Below are 23,266 nucleotides of genomic sequence, written 5' to 3'. Positions count from 1 at the left end.
GCAACCATGACTATGACTTCCCGGGCGGCCACGACAGCACCGCCCACCCCAGGAACCGCCGCCACACCCGCCACAGCAACAGCGGCAGCGCGCAGCTGGAGCCGGATCGATCCCGCGTACTACTGGATGATCCTTCCCGTACTGGCCCTCTTCGCGTTCTTCATCACGCTGCCGGCACTCGTGGGCGTGTTCTTCAGCCTCACCAACTACGCCGGCTACGGCGACTGGAAGTTCATCGGCCTGATGAACTACGTGAACATCTTCAAAGACCCGGCAGTACTGCAGTCGTACGTCTTTACGTTCGTCTTCGCCCTCACCACCACCGTGGTGGTGAACGTGGTGTCGCTGGCCATCGCACTTGGCCTGAACGCGAAGATCAAATGGCGCACCGGCCTGCGCACCGTGTTCTTCATCCCCATGGTGCTGTCCGCCCTGATCGTGTCTTTCGTGTTCAATTACCTCTTTTCCAACACGCTCCCCGTGCTGGCTGAGCGGTTCGGAATGACCCCGCTCGCCACCAGCATCCTCGCCAACGAGAACCTGGCCTGGATCGCCATTGTCGTGGTCACCGTGTGGCAGGCCGCGCCCGGCGCCACCATCATCTATCTCGCCGGCCTCCAGAGTGTCCCCTCCGAGGTGTATGAAGCGGCCGATCTCGACGGCGCCGGCACCTGGCGGCAGTTCACCAGCCTGACCCTGCCGCTGATCCTGGGCTACCTGGTCATCAACGTGATCCTCGGCTTCAAGGGCTTCCTGGGGACATACGAGATCATCGTGGGCCTCACCGGCGGCGGTCCCGGCATGGCGACCCAGTCCGTGGCCATGCGCATCTTCTCCGGCTTCACCGGCGGGGACTATGCCTACCAGATGGCCAACGCGGTCATCTACTTCCTGATCACTCTGCTGATCTCCGTCATCCAGCTGCGCATCATCGAGCGCCGGGGGGTTTCACTCTAATGACTGCGTCCATCACCCTGCCCGACGCCGGCGCTGCCGGATCCGCGGGCACCGGGACCTCCCAGCCGGGCACCGGCAGTCCCGCGCGCTTCCGCCGCACCTCGCGGGAGGGCTACCGGATCAACTGGTGGCTCACGGCATTGATGCTCGTGGCTTCCCTGACCATCCTGGTGCCGCTGTACTTCACGGTGGCCATGGCCCTGAAGTCCCCGGACCAGATCGGCACCGGAACCGGGCTGGCCTGGCCCAACCCCCTGAACTGGGACAACTTCGCGAAGGCCTATGTGGCCACGAACTTTCCCAAGGCCTTCCTGTCCACGGCGCTGGTCACCATCTTCAGCGTGCTGGGGTCCCTGGCCTCCAGCTCGCTGGTGGCCTACGCGATCGCCCGCAACTGGAACCACCGGTTCTTCCGGGGCTCGTTCGTCTACCTGCTGTCCGCGATGTTCATCCCCTTCCCGGTCATCATCCTGCCCCTCATCAAGCAGACCGCCCTGCTCGGACTCGACAACCCCGCAGGCGTCGCATTCCTCCACATCCTGGGTGGAATCTCCTTCAACACCCTGCTGTACATCGCCTTTGTCCGCGCCATCCCGGTGGAGCTTGAGGAATCGGCCCGGATGGACGGGGCCACCACCTGGCAGGTCTTCTTCAAGATCATCCTGCCGCTGCTCGCCCCCATGAACGCGACCGTGGGCATCTTCGCCTTCCTGGGCTCCTGGAATGACTTCCTGCTGCCGCAAATGATCATCGCGGACCCCGCCCTGCAGACCCTTCCGGTGGTCCAGATGCTCTTCCAGGGGGAGTTCAACACGGACTACAGCCTGGCCTTCGCCTCGTACCTGATGGCCATGGCGCCCACCCTGGTGGTTTACATCCTGGCGCAACGTTGGGTACTGTCCGGAGTCATGCGCGGCGCGGTGAAATAGCCAGTGAAGTATCCAGCGAAGTTCCAGCGAACGGGGCGCAGCACACGGGCGCCATCATTTTTCCCATACCAACAAGAAATCCCGACCCAAGAAAAGGAATGTCCTTTGCCCAACACCGCCACTCTGGCCACCCTGTCCGGATCCGACCTCGCCGCCGACCCCAACTGGTGGCGCCAGGCTTCGGTGTACCAGATCTACCCGCGCAGCTTCTCCGACTCCAATGGTGACGGCCTGGGCGACATCAAGGGCATCACGGCCAAGGTCCCGTACCTGAAGGAACTGGGCATCGACGCCGTCTGGCTCTCCCCGTTCTACCCCTCGGCGCTGGCTGACGGCGGCTACGACGTCGACGACTACCGCGATGTGGACCCGAAGCTGGGCACCCTGGCGGACTTCGACGAGATGTCCGCCGCGCTGCACGCCGCCGGCATCAAGCTCATCGCCGACATCGTCCCCAACCACTCCTCCAACCGGCACGACTGGTTCCAGGAGGCCCTCGCCGCACCGAAGGGCTCCGCTGCCCGCGAGCGCTACATCTTCCGCGACGGCCTCGGCGAAAACGGCGAGATCCCGCCGTCGGACTGGGAGTCCGTCTTCGGCGGCCCCGCCTGGGAGCGCATCACCGAGCCCGACGGCACGCCCGGCCAGTGGTACATGCACATCTTCGCCAAGGAGCAGCCGGACCTGAACTGGGCCAACCGGGAAATCCGCGACGACTTCCTCAAGACGCTCCGCTTCTGGTCCGACCGCGGCGTGGACGGCTTCCGCGTCGACGTCGCCCACGCGCTGACCAAGGACCTCACCGAGCCGCTGATCTCCAAGGTGGAGCTCAGCGCCGCCAACACGGGCACGGACGGATTCCCGGACGGCTCGCACCCGTTCTGGGACCGCGACGAAGTCCACGAGATCTACGCCGAATGGCGCGAGGTGTTCAACGAGTACAACCCGCCGCGCACCGCCGTCGCCGAAGCCTGGGTGCACGCCACCCGCCGCGCCCGCTACGCCAGCCCGGAAGGCCTGGGCCAGGCGTTCAACTTCGACCTCCTGCAGGCCGACTTCGACGCCGTCGAGTTCCGCGAAATCATCACCCGGAACCTCGCCGAGGCCACGGAATCCGGTGCCTCCTCCACGTGGGTCTTCTCCAACCACGACGTCGTCCGCCACGCCACCCGCTACGGCTTGCCCAGGGGCGGCGGCAAGCACGCCAGCGGCCAGGACGGCAAGGACTGGCTGTTGGCCGGCGCCCCCGCCGAAGAGCTCGACGTCGAACTCGGCCTGCGCCGCGCCCGCGCCGCCACGCTCCTGATGCTGGCCCTGCCGGGATCCGCGTACCTGTACCAGGGCGAGGAACTGGGCCTGCAGGAAGTCACGGAGATCCCCGACGCCGAGCGCCAGGACCCCACCTTCTTCCGCAACAAGGGCGTGGAGATCGGCCGCGACGGCTGCCGCGTTCCGCTGCCGTGGGCCGCGGAGGGCACCTCGTTCGGTTTCGGCGCTGGCGGGGCGCACCTGCCGCAGCCGGCGTGGTTCGGCCGCTTCGCCGTGGCAGCCCAGGACGGCGCGGGAGGGTCCACCCTGGAGCTCTACCGCGCGGCCCTGAAGCTGCGCCGCGAACTGCAGACCTCCGAGGAACTGCAGTGGCACGAAACCGGCAGCGCCGACGTCCTGCACTTCAGCCGCCCGGGCGGCTGGCAGACGGTGACCAATTTCGGCGACGCACCCGTCGACCTGCCCGCCGGCGACGTGCTGGTCAGCAGCGGCCCGCTGGATGGTGGACTGCTGCCCGCCAACACCACCGCCTGGCTGCGGTGAGCCCCGCGTTGAAGGATCTGTCCGGCACGCCCGCCGACGAGGTGAACGCCAACGAGGCCAACTCCTACGATGCCAGCCTGGCCCAGGAGCTCGTCTACGGCTGCATGGGCCTGGGCGGCGGCTGGACGGCGGAGCCGTACTCGTCCGCGCATGTGGACGAGGCGGCCGCCGCCGTCGACGCGGCCCTCACAGCGGGCATCACCCTCTTTGACCACGCGGACATCTACACCAACGGCAAAGCCGAAGCCGTCTTCGGCGAGGTCCTGGCCCGGACCCCGGGGCTGCGGGAGAAAATCCGGCTGCAGACCAAATGCGGCATCCGGCTGAACGAGCAGGGCCTGGAGGCGTACTACGACCTCAGCCGGGACGGCATCCTGGAACGGGTCAACGAAAGCCTGGCCCGGCTCCGGACGGACTACGTGGACGTGCTCATGCTGCACCGCCCCGATCCCCTGATGGATCCGGCGGAGGTGGCATCCGCCGTCGGGCAGCTCATGGCAGAGGGCAAGGTGCGGGCCGTGGGCGTGTCCAACATGTCCGGTCCCCAGATCGAGATGCTGCAGGACCGGCTCGAGGCGCCCGTGGTGGCCAACCAGCTCGAAATGAGCCTGCTGAAGCGTGCCTGGCTCGAAAGCACGGTGCTGGTCAACCATGCCGAAGGCACCGACTACAGCTTCCCGCACGGCACCGTGGAGCATTGCGTCCGGAACGGCGTCCGGCTGCAAGCCTACGGGTCCCTGGCCCGCGGCCTGTACACCGGGGCCCCGGCCGCCGCGCCGACGCCGGCAGAGAAGGCCACCGCGGCCCTCGTTGCCGACCTGGCCGCCGCGAAGGGCGTCACGGGGGAGGCGGTCGTGCTCGGCTGGCTCATGAAGCACCCGGCCGGGATTGCACCTGTGATCGGCACCGCCAACCCGGAGAGGATCCTCGCCTGCGCCGGCGCCGCCGACGTCGCGGCGGCGATGACCCGCGCCGAGTGGTACGGCCTGTGGGTCGCGGCCAGGGGCAGCAACATCCCCTAGCCCCTCCCGCCCTTCCCAACCAGCTCGCAGCAGGGGCCGTTTTGGACGTCCAGAACGGCCCCTGCTGCCAGTTACTTGGGTCGGGGCGGGGTTTTTGGTCGTAATGGTCACCCCGGAGGGCAGGATCGCTTAGCGGCAAGTGCCTCAGGGCGGCTAGCGTAGATGCATGACCTCTACTACCACCACCGCCGAATCACTTCGGCCCCAGCGCAACATTCCGGCCGACATCGCCCGCTCCTGGCTGCTGGTCAACGCAATGAAGACCGATCTCTTCGACCAGTCCGCCGTCTCCCGGGCCGATGCGATCATCCTCGACATCGAAGACGCGGTGGACCCCTCGCAGAAGGACACCGCCCGCGGCAACGTCGTGGACTGGCTGACCGCCGGCGGCAGCGCCTGGGTCCGGATCAACGACGCCACCAGCCCGTTCTGGGCCGACGACCTCGCGGGCCTGCGTGGCACCCCGGGCCTGCTGGGCGTCATGCTGGCCAAGACCGAATCGGCCGACCAGGTCACGGAGAGCTTCCACCGGATGGACGGCAAGACGCCGGTCATCCCGCTGGTCGAATCCGCCGTCGGCATCGAGGAAGCCAACCACATCGCCAAAGCCCAGGGCGCCTTCCGCCTGGCCTTCGGCTCGGGCGACTTCCGCCGCGACACCGGCATGGCGGCCACCCCGGAAGCCATGGCCTACCCGCGCGCCAAACTGGTAGTTGCCAGCCGCGTCGGCGGCCTGCCGGGTCCCATCGACGGCCCCACCGTCGGCACCAGCCACCCGATCCTGCGCGAACAGACCGGCATCACCGTCATGATGGGCATGACCGGCAAGCTCTGCCTCGCGATCGACCAGACCCCGGTCATCAATGAAGTCATCAGCCCCACGCCGTCCGACGTCGCCTGGGCCACGGACTTCATGGCCGACTTCGAAGCCAACGGCCGCGTCATCCGGGACGGCTCGGACCTGCCGCGCCTGGGCCGCGCCGAAAAGATCATGAAGCTCGCGGTAGCCTTTGGGGTGCAGCCGGCCCTGTAGCCGCACCCGTACCAAACCAGGAGACCCCGTGACCGATACCCGATATCTGGTCCACGGGGTCTTTTGGGATGGTCCGCCGGCCATGCCGGCACCGGGGGAGCCCGGCGGCGGCCTGCCGGTGCTGCGCCTCCAGGACCTGTCCCGCCAGGACCTTGGCGGCGCCTTCACCAACATGACGCTCGACGCCGGAACCCGGCTCGGCTTCCGGCTCGCCGCCGAGGGGAAGTCCTGCCTCGGGCACCACAAGGTGCACGGGCCCGCCGACCGCGACCACGTCCTGTGCCCGGCGCGGGCGCAGGCCGTGAAAGGCAGCCAGTGCGAGCGGTGCTTCGTGCTCGACGATTCCCGGCTGATCCACGACTTCCACCGCGGCGGCCGGGTCCCGCCGGGCCTGCGCGCCTACCTCCTGCAGCCGCACTGGCTCTATGTCGCCACCTTCGCCCGCGGAGCCAGCAAGGTCGGAACCGCGTCCCACCTGCGCAAATGGAACCGGCTCGCCGAGCAGGGTGCCGTCGTCGCCCGGTACGTCGCCCGCGCCGGGGACGGCCGCGTCGTCCGCCTTCTTGAGGACATGGTCACGCGCGACGCCGGTCTGCCGCAGCAGGTCCGCGCGGCCGCTAAGGCGGCTGCGCTCGTGGCCCCGGCAGCCGCCGTCGAACTCGACGCCCTGAACGCCCGGCTGGCAGGCGAAGCCCGAACCCTCCTGGCCGGAGCCGGCGGGGAGGGCTTTGAAGTGGTGGACGAGCGGTGGATTCGGCCGGAACTCTCTGCCGGCGCCTGCGCACAGGCCGCCCGACATGCCTACCCGCGCGATCTGGGGGCCGGAACGCACGGCTTCCGGATCGACTCGCTGAGCGGCAGCATTGCGCTCGCGGCGCTGGACGGCAGTGATCTGGAATTCGTGGTGAACCTGGGGCAACTCAAGGCCAGGGTTATCGAACTCGGTGACCACGGCTCGGACGTCCCGGCGGTGCAGGAATCCCTGTTCTGACGCCGGACTTGTCCCGCGACGCGCACATTACTGGACGCGCCCGTATTCCGGCGTCGCCAGGCAATGTGCGCGTCGCCAGGCAATGTGCGCGTCGCCAGGGATTTTCCGCCTCGCGGCGTTGCCTGTGCGCCCCGGTAGACTGGCACGGTGCTGAATGAATTCTGGGCCACCGCGTCAACCACCTACAAGGTGCTCGTCTTCAGCGCCATGGGCCTGATCGCCCTCGGCATCATCCTCAACGTGGTGGGCACCAGCACCGGCAACCAGGCCCTGGCCCTCGCCTCGCTGCCGGTGATCGGGCTGGGCCTGATCCTGCACATTGCCGGGCTTGTGGTCCGAGGCCAGACCATCCGGAAGAACCTCAAGCGCTAGCCCCGCCCGCGGCGGACCCGCGCGACACCGCCACCGGCCGACGGCGGACCCGCTGCGTCCCTGTCACGAAGCCGGACGGCCCGGGGCGTGGCGATAGGCTGGAACCATGACTATCAATCCGGACCTGCAGGGGCGCAGCTACCCTGCCGCAGAGGTGTATGACGTCGGCCGCGAGAAGATCCGCGAGTTCGCTCGCGCGGTCAAGGCCACGCACCCCGCCCACTTCGATGTCGCCGCCGCCGAGACGCTGGGCCACAGCGACCTCGTGGCGCCGCCGACCTTCGCCATCATCGTCGCCCAGCGCGCCGACGCGCAGCTGATCGAGGATCCGGATTCCGGAATCGACTTCTCCCGCGTGGTCCACGCCGACCAGCGGTTCACCCACCACCGCCCGATCGTCGCGGGCGACCGGCTGGTCGCCGAGCTGCACGTCGACGGCGTCCGCGCCATGGGCGGCGGAGCCATGATCACCACCCGCTCGGAGATCTTCGCGCTCGCCCCCGGCGCTGCCGGTGACGCTGCCGGCGTCCGCCAGCCGGTCGCCACCGCCACCTCGTCCATCCTGGTCCGCGGAGAGGGACAGTAGCCATGAGCATCAACATCGCAGAACTCACAGTCGGCCAGGACATCGGCAGCCGCAGCATCACCGTCACCCGCACCGACCTCGTCAAGTACGCGGGTGCATCCGGTGACTTCAACCCGATCCACTGGAACGAGGCGTTCGCCACGGGCGTCGGCCTGCCGGGCGTGATCGCCCACGGCATGTTCACCATGGGCGCCGCCGTCCAGCTCGTGACTGACTGGGCCGGCGACCCCTCCGCCGTCGTCGACTTCCAGACCCGTTTCACCAAGCCGGTGCCGGTCGCTGACACCACGGGCACGCCGGAGTCCGGCGCCGTGATCGAGGTCAGCGGAGCCATCGGAGCGCTCGACGTCGACGCGGGCACCGCCCGCGTCGACCTCACGGTGGTCTCGGCCGGCCAGAAGGTCCTCGTCAAGGCCCAGGCCGTCGTCAGGCTGGCCTAGCCCATGGCGCTGCTGTGAAACGAACGGCTGTGACCAGGGATGTCTTCGTCCCGGCTGCCGAGATCACGCACTGGCGGAACGCTGTGGTGGTGGCCTACGGGGCCAGCGGAATCGCGTTTTCCACCTGGGTGTCCCGGCTGCCGGCCATCCGCGATGGCCTGGACCTGACCCCGGGCACCATCGGGCTGCTCCTGCTCTGCATGACGGCCGGGTCCTTCCTGTCCGTGTCCGCCTCGGGCCTGATCGTCCTCCGGCTCGGCTCCAAGCGCACCATCCGGATCGGCAGCATCATGGTCGGGTTCGGTTTGATCCTGGCGGGCTTTGGCACGTCCGTGCTCGCCAACCCCGTGGCGGTCGCCGCAGGACTGGCGATCATCGGGCTGGGCACGGCCAGCTGGAACACCGCGTCCAATGTGGAGGGCGCCGCCGTGGAACGCGCCGTCCGGCGGCACATCATGCCCCGGCTGCACGGCTCCTTCAGCCTGGGAACGGTGGCAGGGCCGGGCTGGGCGCCTGGGCCGCCGGCGCCGGAATCCCGGTCTTCTGGCACTTCGCCGCCGCGGGCCTGCTGGTGGCCGGCTCGGTGACCACCGCTGCGGCATGGTTCCGGGCCGACATCACCCCGGTCGAGGGGGAACAACCCTTCAAAGCATCCGGGACCGATACCTTCGAGGATCCCTCCACCGGGCCCATCCCCATCGTCCGGCAGACGGACGCGGTCCCCGAGCAGCCGCTGGACAACAAACGCCAGATCGCCCAGGCCTGGCGTGACCGGCGCACACTGCTCCTGGGCGTGCTGGTCCTCGGGCTCGCCCTCGCCGAAGGCGCCGCGGGTGACTGGGTGGCCCTGGCCCTGGCGGACGGCCACGGCCAGACCGACGCGGCCGGAGCCGCCGGGTACGGGCTGTTCGTCACCTTCATGACCATTGGCCGCTTCGCCGGCACCCTGGTCCTGGACCGCTTCGGCCGCGTCCCGGTGATGCGCTGGTGCGCCGCACTGGCCGTGCTGGGCCTGGGCTTGTTCGTCTTCGCCCCGGCCCCGTGGCTGGCCTACGTGGCCCTGGCCATCTGGGGACTCGGCGCCTCACTCGGCTTCCCGGTGGGCATGTCCGCCGCGGCCGACGATCCCGTCAAGGCCGCCGCACGGGTCTCCGTGGTGTCCACGATCGGCTACGGAGCGTTCCTGTGCGGGCCGCCGCTGCTGGGCCTGCTGGCCGAGCACGTCGGCATTCTCCACTCGCTGCTCGCCGTCATGGTGATGCTGATCGCCAGCTTCCTGCTCTCCCCGGTGACACGCAAACTCCCCGTGTCCGCGCCCGTGCCGGGACAATACAGCTAACTGAGAGCGGGTGGCCCCGGCTTAGTGGGGCGGATGATCCCGGCTAGGCTGGTCAGGTGACCCAGATTCAGCTTTCCGCCCTGACCACCTCCGCCGTCGGCGGCCCCGCCGGCAGCTACATCGAGGCCGACAGCGAGGCAGGGATCATCGACGCGGTCCGCACGGCGGACGCCGCCGGCCAGCCCCTGCTGATCATCGGCGGCGGCTCCAACCTGCTGGTCTCCGACGACGGGTTCCCCGGTACGGTGCTGAAGATCGCCTCGGAAGGGTTCACGGTCAACGCCGAGGACTCCTGCGGCGGCGTGGCGGTGGTGGTCCAGGCCGGCCACAACTGGGACGCCTTCGTCGAGCACGCCGTGAAGCACGCCTGGTCCGGCGTCGAGGCGCTTTCCGGGATCCCCGGCGCCACGGGCGCCACTCCCGTACAGAACGTCGGCGCCTACGGGGCCGACGTGTCGCAGACCATCGCCGCGGTGCGCACCTGGGACCGGGAACGCAATGCGGTGAAGACCTTCACGAATTCCGAACTCGCGTTCGGCTACCGTGACTCCATCCTGAAGCGAACCACCGTCAACGGCTCGCCGCGCTATTTGGTGCTCACGGTGGAATTCCAGCTCCCGCTAGGCCGGATGAGTGCCCCCATCCGCTACGCCGAGCTCGCCCGGTCCCTCGGCGTCGAGCAGGGCCGGCGGGCCTACTCCAATGACGTCCGGCGCGAAGTGCTGCGGCTGAGGGCGTCCAAGGGCATGGTCTGGGATGCGAAGGACCGTGACACCTACTCCACGGGATCATTCTTCACCAACCCGATAGTGCCTGAAGAAATGGCGGCACGGCTGCCGCAGGAGGCCCCGCGTTACCCGGGCGGCGCGGATGGGCTGACCAAGCTCTCGGCGGCCTGGCTGATCGACCAGGCCGGGTTCGCCAAGGGCTTCGGGCTGGACCCGAACAGCGTCTCGGGCGGCCGGGCATCGCTTTCCACCAAGCACACACTCGCCATCACCAACCGGGGAGGGGCCAGCACCGCGGACATGCTGGCCGTCGCGCGCGAGGTGCGCCACGGCGTCGTCAAACGGTTCGGCATTGAACTGCACCCGGAACCGCTGCTGATCGGCGTCGAACTCTAACGAACGCTCGGCCATCGTCGGCACGGCGCCTCAGCGCCGCGCCTAGCGGTCCGTGGGGCGGGGGGTCACCTTGCTGAAGAGCATGAAGGTGAAACCGGAAGCTGAGGCCCCGAGCAGGAAGACCTGGCAGAACGCCACGGATTGAACGCTGGGACCGCTTTGCAGCACCAGCCCGGCGCACGCAAACGCTATGGCGCCGGCGAGCAACGCCAGCGAGCCGAGCAGGAAAGCCTGTACGGTGGCCGGAAATTCGCCGGCGTAGTCGAGGTGAAGGTCCCGGCCACGCGGGGCGCTGCTTCCGCGGTTCACGCCCTTCTGCGCCAGTGCCTGCGACCGTGCCTGAGACCGTGCCCGCGGCTGCAGCGCCGCGGCTGTGACAAAGCTGGCCACCGACACCGCCATACACAAACCGGCCACCAGCTGCAGCGTACTCATCATGGGCGAAAGCCGGGTGCCGCTGGCGATGGCGACGGCGAGACCGGCAGCCATGCCGGCGGCGCTGGAGGCCCAGCCCAGCAGGGCCAGCCTCCGGCACAGGGGCCGCAGCTGCGGCCACACCTCACTCATAGTCATGCATCAAGGGTAGGGAGGCCCGCTGGAAGACGGCTGGGAACAGCCGGGCAACAGCCCGACAACGGGCGCGGGAGCCCTGCCATGGGTGTCTCCCTGCGGGCGGCCTACCATGGGTCCATGGCAATCACGACGCGCGTCCGGCTCACTCCCGGAATCATGGGCAGGCTGCGGCTGGCTTCGCAGGGACTTCTGGGACCAGGGTTTGAGTCCGTCCCGGAGGCCGTCCGCACCATGACGGCGATGCAGGCCCAAGACCTGCGGGCCGCGCTCTGGGCTGTCGGCCAGCGCGTTCCGGGTGCCCGGGTTGACGATGTCCGCGGGGCGCTGGATCGGGCGGAGATCGTCCGCTCGTGGCCCATGCGCGGCACCCTGCACGTGCTGGCCCCGGAAGATTTGAAGTGGATGCTGGCGATTACCTCTGATCGGCTGATCCGTGGCATGGCCGGGCGCCACCGGGAGCTGGAGATTGACGGCCGGGACGTGGAAGCAAGCCGTGACGCGGCCCTGGAACTCGTCCAAGGCGGCCGATCGGCGACGCGCCAGCAGCTTTTCGCGGCCTTTGAGGCCGCGGGGCAGTCGACGGCGGGCCAGCGCGGAATCCACCTGCTGGGGATGCTGTGCCAGCGGGCCTGGCTGGTCCAGGGACCGCTCGCGGGGAATCAGCAGCTCATCAAAGCGTTCGACGAGTGGATTCCAAAATCGCGCGAACTGGACCGTGCCGAAGGCATCGCGGAACTGCTGCTCCGGTACATGCTCAGCCACGGCCCGGCCACGGAACGGGACTTCGCCTGGTGGTCCAGCACGCCGCTGACGGAGGTCCGCACCGCCCTGGCTCGCGTGTCAGACCAGCTGGTGGGGCTGGAGTTCGAAGGAGCCACCTACTGGCTGTCGCCGGCCACCGCGGCACTGCTGGACGACGGCGTGCCCGGCCAGCGCACGGTGTTTGCCCTGCCGGGGTTCGACGAGTTCCTGCTGGGCTACACGGACCGGTCCCTCGTGCTGGCGCCGGGGGACGCTGACAAGGTGGTCCCCGGCGGCAACGGGATGTTCAAGAAGACCATCGTCTCCGGCGGCCAGGTGATTGGCACCTGGGCGCGGGCGGGCACGGGCCGGGCGGGCGCCGTCGTGCCTGAACCTTTTGACGCGGTTAACGGGCTGCGGCCTGCCGCCCAAAAGTCCTTTGAGCTGCAGGCCGCGAAGTACCTAAGATTCTTAGGCGGCTGAGGATGCTTAGAGATTCCCGGTGGCGATGCGGAGCATGCGCCGCAGCGGCTCGGCGGCGCCCCACAGCAGCTGGTCGCCCACCGTGAACGCGCTGATGTACTGCGGACCCATCTCCAGCTTGCGGATGCGGCCCACCGGGATGTCCAGGGTGCCGGACGCCGCCACGGGCGTGAGTTCGGCCATCGAGGCTTCCTTGGTGTTCGGCACCACGCGGGCCCACTCGTTGTCCGTGTCCAGGAGCTTTTCGATCTCGGACACGGAGAGGTCTTCGCGGAGCTTCAGCGTGAGGGCCTGGGAGTGCGAGCGCATGGCACCGATCCGGACGCACAGGCCGTCCATGATGACCCGGTTCCCGGCCGAAGTGCCAAGGATCTTGTTGGTCTCCACCCCGGCCTTCCATTCCTCTTTGGACTGGCCGTTGCCGAGGTCCGCGTCAATCCAGGGGATCAGGGAACCGGCAAGCGGAACGCCGAACTGGGTCGCGTCGATTTCGGTGCGCTGGTGCGCCAGGACCTTCCGGTCGATCTCCAGGATCGCCGACGCCGGGTTGTCCAGTTCGCTGCTCACCTCGGCGTTGAGGCTGCCGAACTGGTTCAGCAGTTCACGCATGTGGCGCGCGCCGCCGCCGGACGCCGCCTGGTAGGTCATGGAGGTGCCCCACTCGACGAGGTCGTTCTTGAACAGCCCGCCGAGTCCCATCAGCATGCAGGACACCGTGCAGTTGCCGCCGATGTAGTCCTTCACCCCGCCGGTGAGGCCGGCGTCGATGACGTCCCGGTTGATGGGGTCCAGCACGATGATGGAGTCCTCATTCATGCGCAGCGTGGAGGCGGCATCGATCCAGAGGCCGTCCCAGCCGCGGCTGCGGAGTTCACCGTGGACCTGCTTGGTGTAGTCGCCGCCCTGGGCGGTGACAATAATGGGCAGCTTCGCCAGCGTCTCGAGGTCAAATGCGTCCTCGAGCTTGCCGGTGGCGCCTGTGGCGGCACCGGCAACGGCCGGGGCGGCACCGCCGGCGTTCGAGGTGGAGAAGAAGACCGGGTTGATGTTGGCGAAGTCGCCCTCGTCCTGCATTCGCTGCATCAGGACGGAACCGACCATGCCGCGCCAGCCGACGAGGCCGACAGACGGGGTAGCTGCTGTAGTCATGGGCCCAGTTTAGACTTCACCGGCTGCCAGACGCAGTCGGTTACGTCACGCCGTCGGATTCAGCACGCGTTTGCGGACGACGCGGGGCCGGAACCGTGCCGCCTATTCGACAGGCCGGGGAAGGCTGCGGGCGCTGCGGAGCCGTTCGGCCCGGCGCTCCTTGGCGTAGCCGGCCCAGGCCGCGAACAGCGGAACCAGGATCACCAGGTACATCCACACGGGAGTCCTCGATGGCCGCCGCGTTGCTGGCCTTTTCCTGCTCCTCGGCGTTGGTGAGGAGCCGTTTTGCAAGTTTCCAGCCAAAACGGCAGCCCCTTATCCGCGCATCAGCCTAACGGCCGCGGCCAAGGCCATGTGCATCCCGGTGTACAAACCCAACCCGCCCAATCTAGCCCGGACGCCGGCACCAGGCGATGGGGTGATCTCCCCATCACCCCGGGTTGCGGTCCCGTATGGCGGGGCGGCGCTCCCGGGCGGCGCTAGTCGCCGCGCGGCTCTTCCAGCAGCGCGGACTTCCGCCGGCGCAGCGCAAAGACCGCCCCGAACGTGAAGACCTGGGTCACCACCACCAGCACGATCGCGCCGATGATCTTGTTGCCGCCCAGGATCATGGTCAGTCCCACTATGGCCGAAAGCAGCGCGAGCAGGGGCAGGAGCATGTACCCCAGGACAAAGAGAGTCTCGGGCTTGCGCAGCATTACTTGGCCTCCGTCCGGCGCCACATGGTGAACCGGTACCGCGTCCCGGTGGCGGACGTGAGCCAGCCGGTGGCCGGCTCACTCGCCGCCAGCTTCCATTCATAGGTCAGCTCGGGCGCGTAGGTGTCGCCGTCCGTCTCGGAATCGATGAACGTCACCACGGCGACATCGGCGATGTCCAGGGTCTGCGCGAAGATTTCCCCGCCGCCCAGAACCCACACGGTCTCGTGGCCCGGAGCGAACTGGGACTCCAGCAGCGCGTCGTCGAGCGACTTCACTGCGAGCGCTCCCTCCGCCTCGGAAGTGTCGCCCCAGCCTTCCTGCCTGGTGACCACAATGTTGGTGCGGTCCGGCAGCGGACGGTACTTGTCCGGGAAGGACAGCCAGGTCTTGCGCCCCATGATCACCGGATGTCCGGTGGTCAGCCGGGTGAAGTGCTTCATGTCTTCGGGAAGGTGCCACGGCATGTCGCCGTCCTTGCCGATCACCCCTGCCGTGGTCTGCGCCCAGACCAGCCCGATGCCGGTGGTGCTGGCGGCGATTTTTTCGGTGAAGGCCATGGGATCCATGGCGTCGTCGTTGCTCATACGGCTATCGGGGCCTTAATCGTGGGGTGGTGCTGGTAGCCGACCACCTCGAAGTCCTCGAGGGTGTAGTCGAAAATGGAGTCCGGCTTGCGTGTGATGTTCAGCTGGGGGTACTCGTAGGGTTCGCGGGCGAGCTGCTTGAGGACCTGGTCCATGTGGTTGTCGTAGATGTGGACATCCCCGCCGGTCCAGACGAATTCGCCCGGTTCCAGCCCGGTCTGCTGCGCGATCATGAGCGTCAGCAGGGCGTAGGAGGCGATGTTGAACGGCACGCCCAGGAACGTGTCCGCCGAGCGCTGGTAGAGCTGGCAGGAGAGCTTGCCGTCGGCCACGTAGAACTGGAAGAACGCGTGGCACGGGGGCAGCGCCATGTCCTTGAGCTCGGAGACGTTCCAGGCCGAGACGATGTGCCGGCGCGAGTCCGGGTTGGACTTCAGGTTCTCGATGAGTTCGGCGATCTGGTCGATGTGACCGCCGTCGGGCGTGGGCCAGGACCGCCACTGGACCCCGTACACGGGACCGAGTTCGCCGTCGGCGTCGGCCCATTCGTCCCAGATGGTGACGCCCTGGTCCTGCATCCATTTGACGTTGGTGTCCCCGCGCAGGAACCACAGCAGCTCCACCGCGACGGACTTGAAGTGCACCCGCTTGGTGGTGATGAGCGGGAAAGTTTTGCTCAGGTCGAAGCGGAGCTGGCGGCCGAAAACACTGAGGGTGCCGGTGCCGGTGCGGTCCGATTTGTGCGTGCCGTGCTCGAGGACGTCGCGCAGGAGGTCTTCATAGGGCGTAGGAATGCTCACGGGTCCAGTCTACTGAGAAGTCGCCGGCTCTCCTTATCCGTCTTGCTGCTGAGCCGGGCGCGCAGGACCGCCAGCAGGGCGGCGTCGTCCAGTCCTGCTGCGCGGCCGCCCGCAATGTAGCGGTCGACGGCGGCAATCACCTCCGCGGGAGCCGCCGGCGCTGCCGCTTGCCCGGGCGCGGCCCCAGGGACCGGCGCGGCCCCCGTCCGCGCGACGACGGTGCCGTTGCGCCGCCGGGTTTCGACCAGCCCCGCCAGCTCGAGCTCCTTGTAGGCCCGGGCGACGGTCCCGGCCGCCAGGCCCAGGTCCGCCGCGAGGCTGCGGACGGTCGGCAGCCGGCTTCCCGGTGCCAGCGTCCCGGCCGCAATCAGGGACGCCACCTGCGACCGGATCTGCTCGAAGGGCGGAACAGGGGAGCGGAGGTCGACGGAGAGCCCTGCCGTCACGTGGCGGGCTCCTTGTCCGGCCGCGGAGCCGGAGCCGGACGGTCCCGGGCCAGCATGCGGACGGGGATGACGGCGATGACTACGGCAACGCCGGCCAGGACGGAGCCGGCCAGGGCCGCCGGCCACCACGATCCGGCGGCCGGAGGGACGCCCTCCCCGAAGGCGTCCGGCCCCAGCACCGCCGCCCAGACCTGGCTTTGGGTCAGCAGCAGGACCGCGGCCTGGGCGGTCAGGGCGGCCGCAAGGGTCCGCACTGCCCGGTGCACAGTGATGGCGCGCAGGGCCGCGTCCATGCCCGAGGGAAGGCCGGGCACCCCGTGCCGGCGGCGGGCGGCCAAGAGCGCCGGCAGCGAAACGGCTGCTGTGCCGGCCATGAGCAGGGCGGCCGGTACCCAGTCAAGCTCCTCGCCCGGGAGGGCGGGCCCCGCGGCCGTGACCCCAACGACGGCCAGGAAGACCAGCAGGGCCAGGGCGGCCGTGGTCAGCAGGGCGGGGCTCACGGGCTGCCGGGGCCAGCCGCGCGGTGCTTCCGGACTTCCGTAATTGCGTTGCAGGAGCAGCTCGCCGCCGGCGATGGCCAGCAGGACCGCGGTGGCCATCAGGGCCACGATTCCCGCAAGGCCCAGGCTGGCGGCCGCCATGACCACGGGGGTGAGGAAGACGCCGGCCACGAGCGGCACGGCAGCCGCGAGGCCAAGGAGTGCTCCGAGCGAGGAGATCAGTCTGACCGCCGGGTGCCGGGGTCCGGCGGCGAGTCCGGATTCGGGCCGGTTCCGGACGCCCAGGCCTGCGGAGGCGAGCCGCGGCGGACGCCAGCACCACATCACCACCAGGACCGCCATCCCCGCCAGGGCGGCGAAGTTCGTCCAAGACGCCGGTCCGTCGGCGGGATCGGGACGGGACGCGAAGTTGCCCGCGATGACCGCCAGCCCGGCAGCCACCATGGACACCGTGCGCAGCAGCCGGTTCATCGCGATGCTCCGCAGTACCGCATTGTCGACGGCGTCGAGGGACTCCAGCTGGCGGCGGCGGGAAATCAGCCACAAAACCAGCCAAGTACCGACGGCCAGCACCAGCAGGGCGCCCCCGAGCCAGGCGGCCTCTTCCGGTCCGGGGATACGGCCGTCACCGCCGCCGCTGTTGTAGCTGTCGCCGTCGTTGATGGTCCAGGGGGCCACGGCCGCGAATCCGGGCAGCGTGGCGGTCCGGGCGATGGCCGCGGCAGCCGAGACGAAGATCGCAGCCGTGGTCAATGCCAGCCTGCGGGGCAGGAAGTCCCGGATCCGCCGCACCGACAGCACGGCCTGCCGCCGCATTCGCCGCGGACCCGGGTAACTGACCTGGCCCAGGGCATGCACGGCCAGGCAGCCCAGGACCGGCCAGCCCAGTGCCGGGATAATCGACTCGGCGTTCACGACGGACGCGGCGGTTGGGTTGGCCGGGATGATGCCCAGGGTCATGGCGCCCTGGAGGGAGCTCGCCAGCCAGCCGATCACGCCCACCCACAGCCCGTGCTCGGACACGCTCCGCGGCGTCGTTCCGGTCCCCGGGGCCCAGACCACCCACCGCAGCACGGCATAGACCAGCAGCGCCGCGATCGCCGGGCCCAGCAGCAGCATCGGCGGAACGTAGAACTGGACAGGCATGAAATCCCCCAAGATTCAGCAGCTTTGTACCAAGCTATTGATACAAACTAGTTCTCGGGGCCCGGGGGGTCAAGGTGTCAGTCGTCGAACGGCTTGAACCGCTCCACGGCAACCACCTTGTTCTTGCTGCCGCGCGCCACATGACACACCACAATCTCGCCGGGCGCCAGGAAGGGGTCCGAGGACGGCAGCAGATCCCGCAACCGGGAGCTCATGTGCTTGCCCAGTTGCTTCAGGACGGTCGGCAGTGCCGGGCGGTGCGTGCACAGGGCCACGGCCCGCTGCTTGTCGAACAGCCCCTCGACGACGGCGGCCGTCTTGTGCGGGCTGCGGCCGTGCCGGTGCTCGGTCAGGGATTCGTTGAGCTTCACCTTGGCGTCAGCCGCCTTGGCGTACGGTGCGATGGTGGCCACGCACCGCAGCCACGGGCTCGAAACGATCCGCGCGGGCTTCCACGCCTGCAGCAGCCGCCCCACCGCCTGTGCCTGCCGGGCTCCGGTGGCCGCGAGCGGCCGGTCACCTTCGGCCTTGGTCCAGGAGGAGCGCGGTTTGGCCTTGGCATGGCGCACGATCAGCAGTGGCCAGGTTGCCAGTTCGCCGCGGTCGTGGGCGTTCACGAGGTGCTGCAGCGGCTCAACGTCGCCGGGGTTGCTCAGGAGGCGGGCGGCCTTCTCGGGAGGGCACCACATGACGCTGTCGACTTCCGTGCCGTCCGGCAGCAAGGCAGCGCCGTCGACGTCGACCGCCCAGTAGTGGACCACCTTCAAGCCGGCGGCCACGTGGTAATGGATGGCCGGAAGCGGGATCCCCAGCGGAGCGGTGAGCCCGATCTCCTCCTCCACCTCGCGGACAGCGCACTCCGGGATGGTCTCGCCGGCGTCGATCTTGCCCTTCGGCCAGGACCAGTCGTCATACCGCGGGCGGTGAATCAGCAGGACCTCGAGCTGGTCCTTGTTTGCCGAATTGAGCCGCCACGGGATGGCGCCCGCCGCCGTAACGGCAATCTCTTCATCTGGACGGTCGGTCTGGTCCGCAATCAGTGCATCGCTGCTCACACTCACGGTCCCTACCGCAGGCTGGTCGAGCGCTGGCGCGAACGGGAGGCGAGCAGCCAGGACTGGACGTCCTGGAGGTTCCGGCCGTCTTCTGCCAGGTGGTGGCGGGTCCATTCGCCCTGGCTGTCCAGGTGCCAGCTGGCGGTTTCGGGAACCATGTAGCGGTCCAGCAAGTCCAGGACATAGCTCGTGTCATTGCCGCTGGCCAGCTGCACGAGCGCCTCCACGCGGCGGTCGAGGTTGCGGTGCATCATGTCGGCCGAGCCGATGTACACCACCGGGTCGCCGGCGTTGGCGAAGGCGAAGACGCGCGAGTGCTCCAGGAAGCGGCCCAGCACGGAGCGGACCGTGATGTTTTCGCTGAGGCCCGGGACTCCGGGACGCAGGGAGCAGATGCCGCGGACAATGACGTCCACCCGCACTCCGGCCTGGGACGCACGGTACAGGGAATCGATGATGGCCTCGTCCACCATCGAGTTGACCTTGATCTGGACGCGGGCGGCGATGCCGGCCCTGGCATTCCGGATCTCGGTTTCGATCCTGTCGATCAGCCCGGACCGGACCGAGCGCGGCGCCACGAGCAGCCTCTTGAACGTGGACTTCGGCGCGTAGCCGGAGAGCTGGTTGAACAGCTTGGAGAGGTCTTCGCCCACTTGCTCGTTGGCCGTCAGCAGGCCCAGGTCCTCGTAGTAGCGGGCCGTGCGGGGGTGGTAGTTGCCGGTGCCGATGTGGCAGTAGCGGCGCAGGCCGTCCACTTCCTGGCGGACCACGAGCGAGAGCTTGCAGTGGGTCTTCAGGCCCACGATGCCGTACACCACGTGGACGCCGGCCTGTTCGAGTTTCCGGGCCCAGGAGATGTTGGCCTGCTCGTCGAAGCGGGCTTTGATCTCCACGAGGGCCAGGACCTGCTTGCCGGCCTCGGCGGCGTCGATCAGCGCATCGACAATCGGGGAGTCGCCGGACGTGCGGTACAGGGTCTGCTTGATGGCCTGGACCTTCGGGTCCGCGGCCGCCTGTTCCAGGAACGCCTGGACGGAGGTGGAGAAGGAGTCATACGGGTGGTGCAGGAGGATGTCCCGGCGCCGCATGGCGGCAAAGACGTTGGCCGCCTTGGAGGTCTCCGATTCGTTGAGGTACCGGGAGGTGTGCGGGACGTGCTTCGGGTAGTGCAGGTCCGCCCGGTCGATCCCGGCAATCACCGACAGGCCGCGCAGGTCCAGCGGAGCCGGCACGGAGTAGACCTCGGATTCCTCGACGCCGAGCTCGCGGATCAGCAGGGCGCGGATGTTGGGGTTGATGTCATTGGTGACCTCAAGCCGGACAGGCGGGCCGAACCGGCGGCGCAGGAGTTCCTTCTCCAATGCCTGCAGGAGGTTCTCGGCGTCGTCCTCTTCGACCTCGACGTCCTCGTTGCGGGTCACCCGGAAGATGTGGTGCTCCAGGACCTCCATGCCGGCGAACAGCTGGTCCAGATGCACCGCGATCACTTCTTCGAGCGCGATGAACCGTGCCACCCGCCCGGCGACGGAGCCGGCGCGGGCGCCGTCGATGGAGATCAGGCGCGGCAGCTGGTCCGGGACCTTGACGCGGGCGAAGAGCTCCTTGTCGCTGACCGGGTTGCGGACCACCACGGCCAGGTTCAGGGACAGCCCCGAGATGTAGGGGAACGGGTGGGCCGGGTCCACGGCCAGCGGGGTCAGGATCGGGAAGACCTTCTCCGCGAACATGGCGCTGAGCTGGTCCTTGGCCTGCGAGTCCAGCTCCTCCCAGTGCATGAGGTGGATGTGCTCGTAGGCCAGCGCCGGGCGGATCTGTTCGGCGTAGACACGGGCGTGGCGCTGCTGCAGCTGGTGCGCGGCCTCGCCGATCTGCTCCAAAACCTGCATGGGACTCAGCCCGGCGGGGGAGGGGACCGCGAGCCCGGTGGCGATCCTTCGCTTCAGCCCGGCCACCCGGACCATGAAGAACTCATCCAGGTTGGAGGCGAAGATGGACAGGAAGCTGACCCGCTCCAGCAGGTACAGGTTGGGGTCCTCGGCGAGTTCCAGGACCCGGGCGTTGAAGGCAAGCCAGCTGAGCTCCCGGTCCAGGAACCGGTCGGGGCTGATGTCGCCTTCCGGTTCCAGGTTCGGCGCGAACTCCGGAATGTCGATCCGGTCCTGGGTGGCGCGTGAGGCCGGCACTTCGGAGGAGCCAAAGCGGGCTCGTACCGGACGCGCCCCCTTTTCCGACGTAGCTGGTTCAGACGTGGATGTCCGGGCAGTATCCCGTGGCATGGTGTCTCCTCAATGCTGGCGCGATGTAGGTTCAACCTTACAAGCAATCACGGCCAGATGACCCCAGATTGCGGCCCGGGCGGGACGGTCGTCCGCCGACTTGACTAACGGCCGCCAAGGGCCGCGGGGCCGCCGGTCAGTGCTGCTGCGGGAGCGGCGCGTACATGACGTCGACATCCCAGCGGGTGAATCCGAGCCGGCGGTAGAGGGAGACTGCGGGGGCGTTGTCGGCATCGACGTAGAGCATGACGGCACGGAGCCCGAGGTCCTGCAGGTGCCTGATGCCGGCGACGGTGAGCGCCTTGCCCAGCCCGGAGCCCTGGGCCTCCGGGGTTACGCCCACAACATAGACCTCGCCGATCGCGGGGTGATTGCCATGCCGGGGGTGCACCTTGGTCCAGTGGAACCCCAGAAGCCGGTCCGTCGGGTCCACAGCCAGCAGGAACCCTGCCGGATCAAACCAAGGTTCGGCCATCCGGGCGTCCAAATCGGCGCGCGTCATGTTGCCCTGCTCCGGGTGGTGGGCGAAGGCGGCCTTGTTGGCGGCCAGCCAGGCGTCCTCGTCCCGGCCGGGCACGAAAGCGCGGAGCTGCACGCCCTCCGGGAGCCGGATCTCCGGCAGGGCTGCCGCCGCCGTCATCAGCCGCATCTTCCAGAGTTCGCGGACGGCGCCGTAGCCATAGCGGGCCGCGAGGTCCGCGGCGGCCTCATGGTTTCCGTGGGACCAGGCCTTCAGGCCGGCGAATCCGCGGACGTTCTTCAGTTCTCCCACCAGGCGGTCGCCCACGCCCTGGTTGCGGTAGCTGGGGTGGACGGCGATCTCCAGGACCCCCGTGCCGTCGGGTTCTTCGATCACGACGGCGACGCCGGCCAGGTCCTGCGCAGTCGCCGGATCCAGCTTGTCGTCCGGGGCGTAGAGGGCGAAGGCCAGCACCGAATGCTCGCCGGCGTCGGCGGCGCGCAGCGTGACAAGGGTTTGTTCGGACAGCGGCGGATTGCCGTCGGACTCTTCCGCCGCAGCCACAAGGGCGGCGACGTCCCTCAGCAGCCTGCCGTCCACGGTTCCTTTGACAGCATGGACGGGCCAGTTTTCCGGGTGCGCAGGGCTCATGGTGCAAGGCTATCGGGTGCCCGGCCGCCGGCGGCCGATTTTGTTCAACTCCGGGCGTCGGCGTATAGTCGATATCTCGTCCGGCGTTCCGCCAGATGCGAGGGGGATCCACCACTGGGGTGGCCTCGATACGTTCGACCCGTATGTCCTCCACTGAACTGCCGCACTGAATAATTGCAGCACTGAAATTGCAACAAGAAGGCCCCGGACTCTGGATTCCGGGGCCTTCTGCGTTCGCAACGCCCTGTGCTGGTATGTCCTGTGCTGCTGTGCCCTATGCTGGGGCGGTGCCGCTCAGGCCTCGGTGAGTTCGTCCTCGGGCTGGCGGACCAGGGTCAGGCGGTAACCGACGTTGCGGACCGTGCTGATCAGGTTTTCATGGTCGGCGCCCAGTTTGGCGCGGAGCCGCCGGACGTGGACGTCCACGGTGCGGGTGCCGCCGTAGTAGTCATAGCCCCAGACTTCGGTCAGCAGCTGCTGGCGGGTGAACACCCGGCCGGGGTGCTGGGCCAGGTATTTCAGCAGTTCAAATTCCTTGAAGGTCAGGTTCAGTGCCGCGCCGTTGACCCGTGCGGTGTAGCTGGCCTCGTCAATCACGACGCCGGCGGCCCGGATTTCGGTCGGGACATCCTCCTGCTCGGGGACGGCGCGTGCCACGCCGAGGCGGATCCGGGCTTCGACCTCCGCCGGGCCCGCGGATTCCAGGAGGATGTCGTCCACGGCCCACGCCGAGGAGACGGCAGCCATGCCGCCCTCGGTCAGGATGAGCATCAGGGGAGCGCTGAGGCCGGTGGCCTTGAGCAGCTGGGTGAGGGAACGTGCGCCCACCAGGTCCTTGCGGGCATCCAAAAGGACAATGTCGCAGGGGTCGGTTTCGAGCAGGGCCGTGGGCTCGGCCGGAAGGATGTGCACCCGGTGGTTCAACAGTTCCAGAGCAGGCAGGACGTCCACGGATGTTCCGGTGCTGTTCGTCAATAGCAGGATGTGCGACATTGTTCCTCCAAGGGGTGTCCGCGCATCGTTGGGCGTCTGTGTTGCTGATGATGAGTATACCTAAAGGCCCCTTTCCGGCCATGGTCCCGTCACCTCCGGCCGG

The 23,266-nt window shown here is 68.5% G+C and carries 22 protein-coding genes and 1 pseudogene; 12 read left to right on the top strand and 11 right to left on the bottom strand.

The features are described 5' to 3' along the window. The first annotated feature begins 6 nt into the window (after nt 1-6). The 11 genes and pseudogenes from ACFVTM_RS11840 (at nt 7) to ACFVTM_RS11790 (ending at nt 10,605) form a co-directional block, all read left to right on the top strand. On the top strand, nt 7-957 hold the full coding sequence (locus ACFVTM_RS11840; RefSeq protein WP_390203641.1) for a carbohydrate ABC transporter permease: 951 nt from the start codon (nt 7-9) through the stop codon (nt 955-957). Then, nucleotides 957-1,886 carry a carbohydrate ABC transporter permease gene (locus ACFVTM_RS11835; RefSeq protein WP_390203640.1) on the top strand — a complete coding sequence of 310 codons (930 nt, stop codon included), beginning with the start codon at nt 957-959 and terminating at the stop codon, nt 1,884-1,886. Before ACFVTM_RS11840 ends, ACFVTM_RS11835 begins: the two co-directional genes overlap by 1 nt. 105 nt (nt 1,887-1,991) lie before the next feature. Beyond that, complete coding sequence (locus ACFVTM_RS11830; RefSeq protein ID WP_390203639.1) at nt 1,992-3,698, top strand: glycoside hydrolase family 13 protein; 1,707 nt, start codon at nt 1,992-1,994, stop codon at nt 3,696-3,698. 77 nt (nt 3,699-3,775) lie between these two features. Further along, a complete protein-coding gene (locus ACFVTM_RS11825) occupies nt 3,776-4,720 on the top strand; it encodes an aldo/keto reductase family oxidoreductase (RefSeq protein ID WP_390203689.1) in 945 nt (314 codons plus the stop codon). Nucleotides 4,721-4,886: 166 nt separating this feature from the next. Beyond that, a complete protein-coding gene (locus tag ACFVTM_RS11820) occupies nt 4,887-5,753 on the top strand; it encodes an HpcH/HpaI aldolase/citrate lyase family protein (protein ID WP_390203638.1) in 867 nt (288 codons plus the stop codon). A gap of 28 nt (nt 5,754-5,781) precedes the next feature. Next, complete coding sequence (locus tag ACFVTM_RS11815) at nt 5,782-6,744, top strand: DUF2797 domain-containing protein (RefSeq protein ID WP_390203637.1); 963 nt, start codon at nt 5,782-5,784, stop codon at nt 6,742-6,744. A 147-nt stretch (nt 6,745-6,891) separates the two neighbouring features. After that, nucleotides 6,892-7,116, top strand: coding sequence for a DUF3188 domain-containing protein (locus ACFVTM_RS11810; protein WP_390203636.1), 225 nt, complete (start codon nt 6,892-6,894; stop codon nt 7,114-7,116). Nucleotides 7,117-7,222: 106 nt separating this feature from the next. Continuing rightward, nucleotides 7,223-7,702 (top strand): MaoC family dehydratase N-terminal domain-containing protein, encoded by a 480-nt coding sequence (locus ACFVTM_RS11805; RefSeq protein WP_390203635.1) that lies wholly within the window; start codon nt 7,223-7,225, stop codon nt 7,700-7,702. A gap of 2 nt (nt 7,703-7,704) precedes the next feature. Continuing rightward, nucleotides 7,705-8,142 (top strand): MaoC family dehydratase, encoded by a 438-nt coding sequence (locus tag ACFVTM_RS11800; protein WP_390203634.1) that lies wholly within the window; start codon nt 7,705-7,707, stop codon nt 8,140-8,142. 29 nt (nt 8,143-8,171) lie between these two features. Then, nucleotides 8,172-9,481: pseudogene (locus tag ACFVTM_RS11795) on the top strand (MFS transporter). A gap of 56 nt (nt 9,482-9,537) precedes the next feature. Further along, nucleotides 9,538-10,605, top strand: a complete 1,068-nt coding sequence (locus ACFVTM_RS11790; RefSeq protein ID WP_390203633.1) for a UDP-N-acetylmuramate dehydrogenase — start codon at nt 9,538-9,540, stop codon at nt 10,603-10,605. A 42-nt stretch (nt 10,606-10,647) separates the two neighbouring features. Here ACFVTM_RS11790 and ACFVTM_RS11785 read toward each other — a convergent pair whose 3' ends face one another. Then, nucleotides 10,648-11,178 (bottom strand): hypothetical protein, encoded by a 531-nt coding sequence (locus ACFVTM_RS11785; protein ID WP_390203632.1) that lies wholly within the window; start codon nt 11,176-11,178, stop codon nt 10,648-10,650. Nucleotides 11,179-11,295: 117 nt separating this feature from the next. Here ACFVTM_RS11785 and ACFVTM_RS11780 point away from each other — a divergent pair, with 117 nt between their 5' ends. Next, nucleotides 11,296-12,402, top strand: coding sequence for a winged helix DNA-binding domain-containing protein (locus tag ACFVTM_RS11780; RefSeq protein ID WP_390203631.1), 1,107 nt, complete (start codon nt 11,296-11,298; stop codon nt 12,400-12,402). Between the two features lie 6 nt (nt 12,403-12,408). Here the strand turns inward: ACFVTM_RS11780 and asd are convergent, their stop codons facing one another. The 10 genes from asd to ACFVTM_RS11730 all read right to left on the bottom strand — a co-directional run bounded on the left by asd (nt 12,409) and on the right by ACFVTM_RS11730 (nt 23,163). Further along, nucleotides 12,409-13,551 carry an aspartate-semialdehyde dehydrogenase gene (gene asd / locus ACFVTM_RS11775; protein WP_390203630.1) on the bottom strand — a complete coding sequence of 381 codons (1,143 nt, stop codon included), beginning with the start codon at nt 13,549-13,551 and terminating at the stop codon, nt 12,409-12,411. Nucleotides 13,552-14,030: 479 nt separating this feature from the next. Beyond that, nucleotides 14,031-14,249 (bottom strand): NF038396 family protein, encoded by a 219-nt coding sequence (locus ACFVTM_RS11770; RefSeq protein WP_390203629.1) that lies wholly within the window; start codon nt 14,247-14,249, stop codon nt 14,031-14,033. Further along, complete coding sequence (locus ACFVTM_RS11765) at nt 14,249-14,836, bottom strand: dihydrofolate reductase (protein ID WP_390203628.1); 588 nt, start codon at nt 14,834-14,836, stop codon at nt 14,249-14,251. The genes ACFVTM_RS11770 and ACFVTM_RS11765 overlap by 1 nt, the downstream gene beginning before the upstream one ends. Next, the gene (locus tag ACFVTM_RS11760) at nt 14,833-15,636 is read right to left on the bottom strand and encodes a thymidylate synthase (protein ID WP_390203627.1); all 804 of its coding nucleotides are present in this window, start codon (nt 15,634-15,636) and stop codon (nt 14,833-14,835) included. Before ACFVTM_RS11760 ends, ACFVTM_RS11765 begins: the two co-directional genes overlap by 4 nt. After that, nucleotides 15,633-16,082 (bottom strand): GntR family transcriptional regulator, encoded by a 450-nt coding sequence (locus ACFVTM_RS11755; RefSeq protein WP_390203626.1) that lies wholly within the window; start codon nt 16,080-16,082, stop codon nt 15,633-15,635. Before ACFVTM_RS11755 ends, ACFVTM_RS11760 begins: the two co-directional genes overlap by 4 nt. Continuing rightward, nucleotides 16,079-17,728 (bottom strand): hypothetical protein, encoded by a 1,650-nt coding sequence (locus tag ACFVTM_RS11750; protein ID WP_390203625.1) that lies wholly within the window; start codon nt 17,726-17,728, stop codon nt 16,079-16,081. The genes ACFVTM_RS11755 and ACFVTM_RS11750 overlap by 4 nt, the downstream gene beginning before the upstream one ends. Before the next feature lie 77 nt (nt 17,729-17,805). Beyond that, entirely contained in the window at nt 17,806-18,783 is a 978-nt protein-coding gene (locus ACFVTM_RS11745; RefSeq protein WP_390203624.1) for an NUDIX domain-containing protein, read from the bottom strand. Between the two features lie 11 nt (nt 18,784-18,794). Continuing rightward, the gene (locus ACFVTM_RS11740) at nt 18,795-21,059 is read right to left on the bottom strand and encodes an RNA degradosome polyphosphate kinase (RefSeq protein WP_390203623.1); all 2,265 of its coding nucleotides are present in this window, start codon (nt 21,057-21,059) and stop codon (nt 18,795-18,797) included. A 136-nt stretch (nt 21,060-21,195) separates the two neighbouring features. Next, nucleotides 21,196-22,170 carry a mycothiol synthase gene (mshD, locus tag ACFVTM_RS11735; RefSeq protein WP_390203622.1) on the bottom strand — a complete coding sequence of 325 codons (975 nt, stop codon included), beginning with the start codon at nt 22,168-22,170 and terminating at the stop codon, nt 21,196-21,198. Between the two features lie 294 nt (nt 22,171-22,464). Next, nucleotides 22,465-23,163 (bottom strand): winged-helix domain-containing protein, encoded by a 699-nt coding sequence (locus ACFVTM_RS11730; protein WP_390203621.1) that lies wholly within the window; start codon nt 23,161-23,163, stop codon nt 22,465-22,467. Nucleotides 23,164-23,266 lie beyond the last annotated feature (103 nt).

The organism is Arthrobacter sp. NPDC058130 (assembly GCF_042884475.1).
Taxonomy (GTDB): domain Bacteria; phylum Actinomycetota; class Actinomycetes; order Actinomycetales; family Micrococcaceae; genus Arthrobacter.
The sequence above is the reverse complement of the archived record's forward strand: the minus strand, read 5'-3'. Positions and strand labels throughout refer to the sequence as shown.

Bases quoted from the DNA above. Each gene is read 5' to 3' on its own strand.
- ACFVTM_RS11840 (WP_390203641.1), top strand. From the start codon at position 7: ATGACTATGACTTCCCGGGCGGCCACGACAGCACCGCCCACCCCAGGA.
- ACFVTM_RS11835 (WP_390203640.1), top strand. From the start codon at position 957: ATGACTGCGTCCATCACCCTGCCCGACGCCGGCGCTGCCGGATCCGCG.
- ACFVTM_RS11820 (WP_390203638.1), top strand. From the start codon at position 4,887: ATGACCTCTACTACCACCACCGCCGAATCACTTCGGCCCCAGCGCAAC.
- ACFVTM_RS11805 (WP_390203635.1), top strand. From the start codon at position 7,223: ATGACTATCAATCCGGACCTGCAGGGGCGCAGCTACCCTGCCGCAGAG.
- ACFVTM_RS11800 (WP_390203634.1), top strand. From the start codon at position 7,705: ATGAGCATCAACATCGCAGAACTCACAGTCGGCCAGGACATCGGCAGC.
- ACFVTM_RS11785 (WP_390203632.1), bottom strand. From the start codon at position 11,178: ATGACTATGAGTGAGGTGTGGCCGCAGCTGCGGCCCCTGTGCCGGAGG.
- ACFVTM_RS11780 (WP_390203631.1), top strand. From the start codon at position 11,296: ATGGCAATCACGACGCGCGTCCGGCTCACTCCCGGAATCATGGGCAGG.
- asd (WP_390203630.1), bottom strand. From the start codon at position 13,551: ATGACTACAGCAGCTACCCCGTCTGTCGGCCTCGTCGGCTGGCGCGGC.
- ACFVTM_RS11770 (WP_390203629.1), bottom strand. From the start codon at position 14,249: ATGCTGCGCAAGCCCGAGACTCTCTTTGTCCTGGGGTACATGCTCCTG.
- ACFVTM_RS11765 (WP_390203628.1), bottom strand. From the start codon at position 14,836: ATGAGCAACGACGACGCCATGGATCCCATGGCCTTCACCGAAAAAATC.
- ACFVTM_RS11750 (WP_390203625.1), bottom strand. From the start codon at position 17,728: ATGCCTGTCCAGTTCTACGTTCCGCCGATGCTGCTGCTGGGCCCGGCG.
- ACFVTM_RS11740 (WP_390203623.1), bottom strand. From the start codon at position 21,059: ATGCCACGGGATACTGCCCGGACATCCACGTCTGAACCAGCTACGTCG.
- mshD (WP_390203622.1), bottom strand. From the start codon at position 22,170: ATGAGCCCTGCGCACCCGGAAAACTGGCCCGTCCATGCTGTCAAAGGA.
- ACFVTM_RS11730 (WP_390203621.1), bottom strand. From the start codon at position 23,163: ATGTCGCACATCCTGCTATTGACGAACAGCACCGGAACATCCGTGGAC.